Annotated in this window: 10 protein-coding genes and 1 pseudogene; 4 read left to right on the forward strand and 7 right to left on the reverse strand. The window is 44.0% G+C overall.

Annotated elements, in window-relative coordinates; genetic code table 11:
- Positions 1-159: 159 nt before the first annotated feature.
- Genes mnmC through WAK81_RS10115 form a run of 4 tightly spaced genes read right to left on the reverse strand, consistent with a single transcriptional unit; the run spans position 160 to position 3,549 of the window.
- Complete coding sequence (gene mnmC / locus WAK81_RS10100) at positions 160-2,058, reverse strand: FAD-dependent 5-carboxymethylaminomethyl-2-thiouridine(34) oxidoreductase MnmC (RefSeq protein WP_422196704.1); 1,899 nt, start codon at positions 2,056-2,058, stop codon at positions 160-162.
- Positions 2,059-2,097: 39 nt separating this feature from the next.
- Positions 2,098-2,601, reverse strand: a complete 504-nt coding sequence (locus tag WAK81_RS10105; protein WP_422196705.1) for a hypothetical protein — start codon at positions 2,599-2,601, stop codon at positions 2,098-2,100.
- 5 nt (positions 2,602-2,606) lie between these two features.
- Complete coding sequence (locus tag WAK81_RS10110; RefSeq protein WP_243474979.1) at positions 2,607-2,909, reverse strand: YciI family protein; 303 nt, start codon at positions 2,907-2,909, stop codon at positions 2,607-2,609.
- A 28-nt stretch (positions 2,910-2,937) separates the two neighbouring features.
- On the reverse strand, positions 2,938-3,549 hold the full coding sequence (locus tag WAK81_RS10115) for an inner membrane-spanning protein YciB (RefSeq protein WP_422196706.1): 612 nt from the start codon (positions 3,547-3,549) through the stop codon (positions 2,938-2,940).
- Positions 3,550-3,593: 44 nt separating this feature from the next.
- On the opposite strand from WAK81_RS10115, the gene WAK81_RS10120 reads away from it, so the two are divergent.
- Entirely contained in the window at positions 3,594-4,445 is an 852-nt protein-coding gene (locus WAK81_RS10120; protein ID WP_422196707.1) for a PHP domain-containing protein, read from the forward strand.
- An 84-nt stretch (positions 4,446-4,529) separates the two neighbouring features.
- Here WAK81_RS10120 and WAK81_RS10125 read toward each other — a convergent pair whose 3' ends face one another.
- Complete coding sequence (locus WAK81_RS10125) at positions 4,530-5,441, reverse strand: bestrophin family protein (RefSeq protein ID WP_422196708.1); 912 nt, start codon at positions 5,439-5,441, stop codon at positions 4,530-4,532.
- Between the two features lie 65 nt (positions 5,442-5,506).
- Complete coding sequence (radC, locus tag WAK81_RS10130; RefSeq protein ID WP_005101798.1) at positions 5,507-6,208, reverse strand: RadC family protein; 702 nt, start codon at positions 6,206-6,208, stop codon at positions 5,507-5,509.
- 113 nt (positions 6,209-6,321) lie between these two features.
- On the opposite strand from radC, the gene coaBC reads away from it, so the two are divergent.
- Together coaBC and WAK81_RS10140 are read left to right on the forward strand one after the other, a co-directional pair.
- Positions 6,322-7,596, forward strand: coding sequence for a bifunctional phosphopantothenoylcysteine decarboxylase/phosphopantothenate--cysteine ligase CoaBC (gene coaBC / locus WAK81_RS10135; protein WP_074383530.1), 1,275 nt, complete (start codon positions 6,322-6,324; stop codon positions 7,594-7,596).
- 229 nt (positions 7,597-7,825) lie between these two features.
- A complete protein-coding gene (locus WAK81_RS10140; RefSeq protein ID WP_422196709.1) occupies positions 7,826-8,338 on the forward strand; it encodes a hypothetical protein in 513 nt (170 codons plus the stop codon).
- A 50-nt stretch (positions 8,339-8,388) separates the two neighbouring features.
- Here WAK81_RS10140 and dusA read toward each other — a convergent pair whose 3' ends face one another.
- Positions 8,389-9,417: a tRNA dihydrouridine(20/20a) synthase DusA gene (gene dusA / locus WAK81_RS10145; protein WP_422196710.1), complete on the reverse strand. Its 1,029-nt coding sequence runs from the start codon at positions 9,415-9,417 to the stop codon at positions 8,389-8,391.
- A gap of 319 nt (positions 9,418-9,736) precedes the next feature.
- Between dusA and WAK81_RS10150 the strand changes: the two are divergent.
- Positions 9,737-10,179 (forward strand): annotated as a pseudogene (locus WAK81_RS10150) (site-specific integrase); the annotation flags it as partial.

The following is a 10,179-nucleotide window of genomic DNA, read 5'->3' on the forward strand; positions in this document are numbered from 1 at the left end:
GCAATATTGGCAGGACTTTCGATTTTACTGAACACTCTTCAACTGCTCTCGGAATATTCAATAGATGAACTGAATGAAATCGCAACAATTGCATTAAGTACCTAAAGATGTGTAGATACCTATGCCCATAAGAAGAGGGAACATACTTAAAATAGGACTCTATATCTGAGGCTTAAAATAAGGTTTCTTGGTTTTCACTTTCTTTTGAAAACGCTTCACACTGAGCTTTTTCACTACACAGGATGGGACCGGACAGGCTTCAGCCAGAATCTGGGCTGCCAGAATTTCACTGCATAGTGGCGCAAACAGAAAGCCTTTAGAACCGAGACCAGCAAAGCTGTAAATTTCCTGATCCGCTTTCATTTTACCGAGCAGGGGGAAATAATCCTGACTTTGCGCGCGTACCGAGGCACGACCTTTCCAGGTCTCGGTAGAAGGTAAGGATCGTGCATATTCTGGGAAGACACTATGGATCAGTTCGTAGTTATGAACATGGTCTTCTGCTAACACCTCTTCATCATCCCGACCTGGATAGAAAGAAGCGCCCAAGATCAGATGTTCAGCATCCAGTTGCATACAATAGCCGCCATAGCTATAGGCTGTATTCTGGCTTAAAGGTTGCGCCTGATTGTTGACCCAGCTGACCTGTCCACGAATCGGTTTCAGAGCCGGATAATCTGCAAAAAATTGCTGGGTTTCTCGAGCAGTACAGACAATCACATGATCAAATTCACCTAGATCCTGTTCATCTGAAAATAGCTGATGTTTTGTAGCCGCTTCAATATGGCTAATTTTGGCCTGTTTATATCGGATATTTACATTCTGTAGAATTTCATCACGCAATTGATGAGGAGAAACCGCGCCAGCTTCTAACAGCTTTAAACTTGGAAATGCAGTTTGAATCTCTTGATCTTCTGTATCTTGTACAGCAAGAATGTTTTCAGGATATTCATCTGCTAATCCCAATAGCTGTTCAGGATTTTTTAAGGCCAGTTGATTCACCTGAATCGGGCGGAAAGCTTTAAATTTTTGATAATGATTTAAGGCATGTTGCCAGGCCAATGTCATCAGATGTTCAGCACTTTGCTCAACCGGACAGAGTTTGGGATTCAGCAAAGCCAGTGGATTGCCAGAACCTCCTGAGAGTGGCGCTGACTGGTCGTAAAGCGTAACCTGATGACCACGTTGAGCGAATGCCCAGGCCGTACTTAAACCGGCGATTCCAGCGCCAATCACAGCGATTTGGCGAGGTCTGATATTGGTCTCTGTATCTTGCTCAGTTTTTTTTTGAGTGATTTCTTGTATTAATGAACTTTCAGTCTCTTCAGCCGGATTCCAGATCGCTTTCAGCATTTCACGCTTATGCTGAAAACCACGTGGACGGGAAATTGAAATCCCATGATTTTTTAAGCCACGTTTTAAAACGCCAGCAACACTGAAAGAGGCGAAAGTTGTCCCAATCTCGGATAAACGTACAATATTATTTAAAACATTTTCTTCCCACATATCGGGGTTGCAAGAAGGCGCAAAGCCATCCAGAAACCAGGCATTCACAGGCGCAGTTTTTTCAATCACCGGGAAGATATCATGTGCATCGCCTAACCACAGATCCAGACTGAAGCGTTCCTCAGGAAAACTGAGTCGATGGCAACCGGCAATTGGCATCGGGTATTGAGAGATGAGTTGATCAGCTAAAGGCTTGAGTTCTGACCAGGCATTTAAGGCCCGAATCAGATCAGCTTTGGAAAGAGGAAATTTTTCAACTGAAATAGCATGCAGATGACTGTGATTGTCCGGACGCACCTGTTGCCAGAGTTGCCACAGGGCCAAAATATTTAAACCAGTACCAAAACCCGTTTCGCCTACACAGAAATATTCAAAAGGTTTTAAATCTGCCAGACGCGTCGTGAGATCATTGCCACTTAAAAAGACATGCCGGGTTTCCAGCAAGCCATTGTCTTTGGAAAAATACACATCACCAAATTGCTTGGACACAGGCACATCAATGCCATCCACCAATTGCCAATCCAGATCAGCAGTTTGAATTGCATGCGACAAAACAGGTACAACCTTAAAGATATCGGGAAGGGGTATAGCTTACCATTGACGGCGGCGTTTGGTATAAACATAGCTTGCGATCAGGAAGCCAAGCAATACACCGACAGCCAGGGTTGCAGCGCCATAGAGGAACATCTGCGCACTGCGTTCACTTTGCAGCACTTGTACTTGAACCCCTAGATTATCATTCTTGAGCTGCAATTCCTGATTTTGCGATAGTGCTTCCAGATTGGCTTTTTCTAGTTGCTGCAAACGGGTGGCCTGATCTTTGACCAAGGCTTTCACCTTGGCATCTTGCTGGGCTTTCAGCTTGGCGATTTCTTCTGCAGTTAAAGGTTTATTCTCGGCAGGTGGCACCGGCTGGGCAGAAGACGCTACTGCGGGAATAATGGCAGGTTTCGGCGTAGACTGGGTTTGGGCAGTCGCCGCTGTCCCTTGAGGTTGTGCTGTCTGATTTTCCTGAATCACAGGCGCAACTTCAACTGCCCATACTGGAGAAATCATAAAACATAGGCCAATGATACTGGCAGTAACAACACGCATGAACCTTATCCTTGAGGGAATGCTTTATTGAATGGTTTGATATCGATGTGTTCGTACACACCTTCTTTTAAGAAAGGTTCATCCTGTAGCCATGTATCCAGCGCTTCACGACTGTCAAAATCGACAATAATGGTACTGCCATAAAAACCGGCCTGTGGATTGGCTGGATCTTTAGGCATGGCACCTGCAACAATCAGGCGGCCTTCAGCATTTAACTGTTCCAGACGTGCAAGATGTTGTGGACGAATCGCGAGGCGTTTTTCAACTGTACCTTCCCGATCGGTACAGCTAACGACGAATAATGGCATGATGATTCTCAATCGTTTGTAGTTGGACTTATTCAGCGGTCTTAAAGTATTTGCGCAATACAATAAACTGAATAATGATAAAGGAAAACATCACGATCATGTCACCGAATGCGGTAAATTCGCCCCAATATTTTCCATCCATCCACAAATAGGCGAAAAAGGTATGCAGAAATGACATCAGCACAAACATCGCGACCCAGGCATAGTTCAATTTGACCCAACCTTTTTCGCTTAGATTAAATACCGGACCAAACAGACGCTGAATCAGCGGCTTTTTATCCTTGCTAAACCAAGGGGATAATAAAAAGACACCAGCAAAGACCAGATTCAGTAAGACTGCTTTTAGACGGATATAGAAATCATCGCTGAGGATCAGGGTAATGCCGCCAAAAATCACCGTCATAAACAAGACAATCCATTGCTGCTTGTCCAGACGGAATTTTTGCATGACAAATAACGCACCATAGACGACCAGCATGGAAATAATCAGACCTGTGGTTGCAACAAGAATATTATTATTGTCGACACCCCCCGCAGAACCGATCAATTGCAGCAATTGATGGTCAGTGTCTTTTGGATCTACAGTTTTATATAAATAAAAGAAAATAATGAGTGGCACAAAGTCTAAAAGTGCTTTCATGTTAGAGTATCTAAATCTGATCAAATAAATGTCATAGTATAGAGATGCACGGCGTAGATTTACATACACATAGTAATATTTCTGATGGAACTTTCAGTCCTCAGCAATTGGTCGAAGCGGCTGTGGAAAAACTCGTCCATACTTTGGCCCTAACGGATCATGACACCATGGACGGTTTGGTATTGGCTGAGGAAGCCGCTAAAAATCATGAGATTAAGATCATTTCCGGGGTGGAAATATCCAGCCAGTGGTCACGTCCTGCCACCAAAAAAAACTATGGCGTGCACATCGTCGCGCTAAATATGCAAAATCCTGAGCCTTTACAAAAAGCCCTCAATCAGCAAAAGAAAATCCGGGCAGAACGCTCTAAACAGATTTGTGATCTGCTGATTCCTTTAATTGGTGAAGATATTTATGCTGATGTACTGGCCAAAGTCGATAATATCCCTGATCGAGTGACACGGACGCATATTGCCAAAACGCTGGTAGAAAAGGGCATTGTGACCCGTGCACAACAGGCTTTTGATAAATACATCAAGGAAGGCAAGAAAGCTTATGTCAAGTTTGATGGCTTGAGTCTTGAAGACACGATTCAGGTGATTCATGAAAGTGGCGGCTTCGCCGTGCTGGCACATCCGACCAAATATGATTTATCTGCGACCAATATCCGTTATCTGATCGAGATCTTTGCCAAGTTCGGTGGAGATGCCGTCGAGCTGCCACCGGCGATTGAGCCAAGTTCCACTCGGCAGATGGTGGATCGAATGATTGCTGAACATGATCTTAAAGTTTCGATTGGCAGTGATTTTCATGGCGATCATATGCCCTGGATTAAACTCGGTAATGTCCCGAGTCTTAAACCGGGTCAGATCGGGATTTGGGAGAGTTTTGTTTAGTCATTCCTTTACCTCGATCTTTTTCATTTGAGAGAAGATTTTCCCTTCGCTACTAATAGCAAAGGGCGAGGAGAGAATTATAAATTATAGCAAATTATGATCTTTGGCCTGAATCGGCGGTGGCGTTGGTTTGCCTAAAGTTCCTAGCAGTTCAATTTCAATGGTACGCACCATAGAGTCTAGTGGCAAGTCATTGCTTTGGGTGCCAAAAGGTTCCTCAATTTCTGAACTTAGTGCATCTAGTCCCAAAAAGGTATAGGCTAAAATTCCAACCAGCAAAGGCGTAAACAGACCAAGCGTTGAACCCAGACTAAAAGGTAAAATAAAACAGAAAAAATAAACGGTACGATTCAGCAAGACCGAATAGGCAAAAGGCAAAGGCGTTGTCGCAATCCGGTCACAACCGGTCTGGACAATACTTAGTTCAGCCACATGATTATTCATCTGCATATAGATGATGTCGGAGATTTCACCCTCTTTAAGCGCCTGCATCAGCTCCCATTGAATCAGGCTTAAGGTATATTGCGGTGCATTGGCCTGCTGATAGAGCTGGGTCACAGCCTGCTGGCTCATACCACTGGTTTCCACCAGTTCCATCGGATTGGCTGTCTGATGGCGTAGTCGGTCACGGAGGACATTGGCAAAGACAATCACATGCTGAATCACACGTTCACGGCGACCTTGGGACAGCATCCGGCAATCACGGTCAAAATGACGTGAATTGGCAATTAAAATTCCCCAAAGTTTGCGGGCTTCCCACCAACGGTCATAACAGGCGGTATTTTTAAAACCAAGAAAAATAGACAGTACCACTCCAATCAGGGTAAAGCCGACCAGGGGTAATTCTGGAAAATGAAAATAGCCAATATGTGACAAGCCACCAATGATAGCTGACATCAGCATCACCACGCCTAAAGGCGGTAAAACTTTAGGTAAAATCGTCCCCCGCCAGGAAAACAGCAGTTTAAAAACAGTCGGTTGGTCACGTACGATCATTTATTGGAATCATCACAATTTTTTTTATGATCTTGTGGAGTTGTGCCTGCTTTGTCAAGTGCTATTCAATACTGCATTTCCGGTTTGATGAGTTGCTGCTCAGCAAAGGAAAAACTGCCCTCTAAAGCGATAATACAATGGTCAATCAGATGAATATCTACCAGTTGGCAGGCCTGTTGAATCTGGCGGGTCAACACCAGGTCGGCCTTGGATGGAGAGGGCCGGCCCAGCGGATGATTATGCGCAATGACAATTGAGGTCGCCTGCTGGCTAATGGCATAACGCAGCAATTGATTAATGGAAATATCACATGCATTGATTGAACCATAAAACAGTTTTTTAAAGGCAATTTTTCTTAAACTGGCATCCAGACACAGCACGGCAAATACCTCCTGAGTTTCACCGAGCAGTTCAAAACGTAAATAGTCTCTCAGCCTTTTGGAATTGGTGAGTTCCAGTGCATCCTGTTTCAGGTGCTCGGCTATGTAACGCCGTCCGAGTTCTTTGACGGCCATCAGTTGGGTATATTTACTGATGCCCATGCCATGAAACTGGCTGACTTCCTGTAAGGGTGCATCCAGTAGCGCAGTCAAATGACCAAAATGTTGAATCAGCAAACGCGCCAGATCAACTGCCGAATGCTGCTGTGAACCGGAGCGTAGAAAAATGGCCAGTAGCTCGGCATCGGATAGACTTTCTGCGCCATATTGAATTAAGCGTTCTCGCGGCCGTTCTTGTTCCGGCCAGTTTTTAATAGAAAATTGCATAGTTATTAGACTTATTTATTATAAATTATCAGTTTTCCCGCAAGCCGATCTCTTGGGAATGCGAATATTTAATGCTATTGTGAGCCCCACTGCAACAGCAAGGTAATCTGTTTGTGAGCTTTGATCTAAGTGTAATTCCTCATAAAAATATCATTTTGGCCGTCACTGGCGGTATTGCTGCCTATAAAAGTGCAATTCTGGTCCGCCGTCTGAAAGATGCCGGATTTGATGTGCGGGTCGTCATGACTCACGGTGCACAGGCTTTTATTACACCTTTAACCTTTCAAGCCTTATCGGGCAATCCCGTACATACCGAATTGCTGGATACTGAAGCAGAAGCCGGCATGGGACATATCGAGCTGGCACGTTGGGCAGATCTGTTGCTGGTAGCGCCAGCCAGTTGTGACACCCTGGCAAAATTTGCCGCAGGTCTGGCTGATGATCTGCTCAGTACTTTATATCTGGCAACAAAAGCACCAGTCTGGGTAGCGCCTGCCATGAATCAGCAAATGTGGGCAGCTAAAGCAACGCAGCGTAATCTTGCGACACTGATCGAAGATGGTGTGCATGTGATCATGCCGGACGCGGGATCACAGGCTTGTGGTGATGTAGGTTTGGGCCGGATGCCTGAGCCGGAAGATTTAGCGCATCAGGTGACTGAATATTTTCATAAAGCTCAACGTGCGATTGCGGAAAAATTTGGCCTGCTTGCAGGCAAACAGGTCACGATTACCGCAGGCCCGACCCGCGAAGCGATTGATCCAGTGCGCTATATTTCCAATCACAGTACCGGGAAAATGGGCTTTGCACTGGCTGCAGCCTGTTATGCAGCAGGGGCAAATGTGACCCTGATTGCAGGGCCGGTCAGTCTGGACACCCCAAATGGTGTGAAACGTAAGAATGTTTCTTCTGCTGTACAAATGCTGAATGAAAGTATGCAAATGCTGGAAAATGGTTGCGATATCTTTATTGCGACAGCTGCAGTAGCCGATTATCGTGTGGCAGAGGTAGCCGAGCATAAAATCAAGAAAGCCGGAGATGAGTTGAATGTAGCACTGGTGAAAAATCCGGATATTGTTGCGACTATTGCCCAGCAGGAAAAACGTCCATTTATGGTCGGCTTTGCTGCAGAAACCCGCAATATTGAAGAATATGCTGCCGGAAAGCTGGTCGCGAAAAAGCTGGATATGATTGCCTGCAATGATGTATCACGTGCGGATATTGGTTTTGCTTCGGATGAAAATGCCATGACAGTATTCTTTGCCGAGCATTATCAGCTGGACAAGCGTGATCTGGAAAAAGCCTCCAAGCAGGAGATTGCCCAGCAGTTGATCGAAGCTATTCATGATGCCTTGCATCGTGATCCATCCAGTGATGATGATTTTTAAAACGATCTGTATAGAAAAAGCCCTGAATCCATCAGGGTTTTTTTATAGCTGATTTTTTATCATTAATTCAAAAAAACTATAGAAGCCATAAATATTTAGTCTTAATTGAAGCGCCGTTTGTTTATTGTTTTTGCAAAAAAGCATAAAATGGATCACAGAATAAGCAAAGATAAAAATACTGCATATATCAGCTATAAGCAGGAAGTAGAAAGAAAAAAGAGGGGGCGCTATGAAAAAAATCATGATGTTATGGATGGTCGCCTGTCTGGCTGGATGCAGTTATTTTGTCTCGATGGATGAACTGGCCAGAAATATTCAAACGCAGATGCAACGTGAATTTAATTCCAATCTAGATTATCAACATTATCGTTTTACCGTGAAAAAGGTTAAAATTGTCCAGCGTCAGGGGAATGAGTTTCAGGCCATTTCTCATCTGAATTATCAGGGTGAGGAATATCCCATTCATGTAAAAGTCTTTAAGGTGGATGGGGGTTATAGCTGGTCGATTGAAGATGATGCCTTTGCTTTTATTGATGAAATTGAAATTGAAAAATATCGTCAGCAACTGGATCGAGAATTACAGCAACTGGCCTCAGCCTTGGATGATCTGGAACCTGTAGATGAACCAAACCAGAATATCTCCGGCTCTCTGATCACACCAGTGGCTGAACCCGCATTACAAGATGTTTCTTATCAGGAAGAGCCGATTCCGGTCGGCAATATCACGGCGTATACGCAATAACTAATGCGCAATCGCTATAAAAAAGCACCGATCATCGGTGCTTTTTGTGTTTAGGATTCAACTTGTTGATGTTCGCGAACATAATCTTCGGTACGCTGAATGGCTTCCTGAATATTAAAGAGAGCAGTCTCTACATCTTTCAAGGTTTTAGCATTACCACCACTTAAAGCCTGACGCCATTTACGTGCACCCGGCAGGTTCTGGAACAGTCCCAAAATATGACGGGTAATAATCGACAACGGTGCACCTTCGGCCATGCGCTGGGCAATATAAGGCAGCATCTGTTGCATAATGTCAAAACGGTCTGGTGCATCCAGATTCCACAGTTGGCCCAGTTCAGCCAGTAAGTAAGGATTATGATAGGCTTCGCGGCCAATCATCACGCCATCCACATGTTTGAGATGTTCAAGCGTTTCGGCATAGGTTTTAATCCCGCCGTTGATCTCGATCAGCAGATCAGGACGATCCTGTTTTAAACGATAGACATCTTCATAACGTAGTGGCGGCACATCGCGGTTTTCTTTAGGCGAGAGACCTTTTAATAAGGCAATCCGTGCATGCACGATAAAATTATTGCAGCCGGTTTTGGCCACAGTATCGACAAAATGCAGCATCTCTTCATAAGAGTGCATATCATCAATCCCGATCCGGTGTTTTACGGTCACTGGAATATCCACCACATGACGCATTTCAGCAATACATTCTGCGACTAAAGCAGGCTCCGCCATCAGACAGGCACCAATTTTATTATTCTGTACCCGGTCACTTGGGCAACCTACATTTAAATTGACTTCGTTATAGCCCCAGTCCTGCGCCATCTTGGTACAGATTGCCAGATCTTTTGGATTCGAGCCGCCGAGTTGCAACACGATTGGCTGTTCTTCCGTATTAAAGTCCAAATGACGTTTGGCATCACCGTAAATAATTGCACCTGTGGTGACCATTTCAGTGTACATAATCACATTCGGGTTAAACAGACGTGCAAAGAAACGATAGTCTTTGGTGGTCCAATCCATCATAGGTGCAACGGATATACGCGGAACCCTTGATATATCTACGTTTTGTTTTAAATCAGTCATTTAAGCACCTGTGAATAGTCGAATCATTTACAATTTTACCTAATCTTTTCTAATCTTTTTGCAACGCTTGCAACTATAATTGAACACATTTTCTGGTCACTTAAAAATAGTTGCAAAAATGGGCTATATCTCAGAGTTAAAATCAAAAACCAAAGGGACCCGATATAAAGCGGTCATTAACATCCGCAGAAAAAGTGACGGTATAGAATACTTTGATACAGAAACTTTTAGTTCGAAAGCGTCAGCAAAAGCATGGCTAAAAAGAGAAGAGGACAGATTAGAAAATAATCCTCACTTGTTGTCAACCAGCAAGGGTGCCATGGCTTCTGCAGCGATGCCATTGGCATATGCAATTATGAGGTATAAATCTGAAGTTTCGGATTATGGCCGTACCAAAGCCTTCACTTTAGAAATGCTGAAAAAATTTGATATTTCACAGAAACCGCTTTGCGATCTGAAACGGACTGATTACGCCAATCATGCTTTACGTCGCAGAGATGGTTATAAAAATGAAAGTTATAAATTAGATCCTGTTGAACCCAGCACGATCTTATTTGAATTTCAGTGCATCAAATCAGTCCTGGATCATGCCGAACTGCTTTGGGGTGTGGAAGTTGATTTTAATGAATATGAAAAAGCCATTAAAGGTTTAAGAAAATCCCGTGTCATTTCTGAATCTGAAGAACGTGACCGTCTACCAACATCCAAAGAGCTGCAAAATCTGACCACTTTTGGCTATATCGATTTTCATCTGCGTAATCA

Source organism: Acinetobacter sp., from assembly GCF_049284435.1.
GTDB lineage: Bacteria > Pseudomonadota > Gammaproteobacteria > Pseudomonadales > Moraxellaceae > Acinetobacter.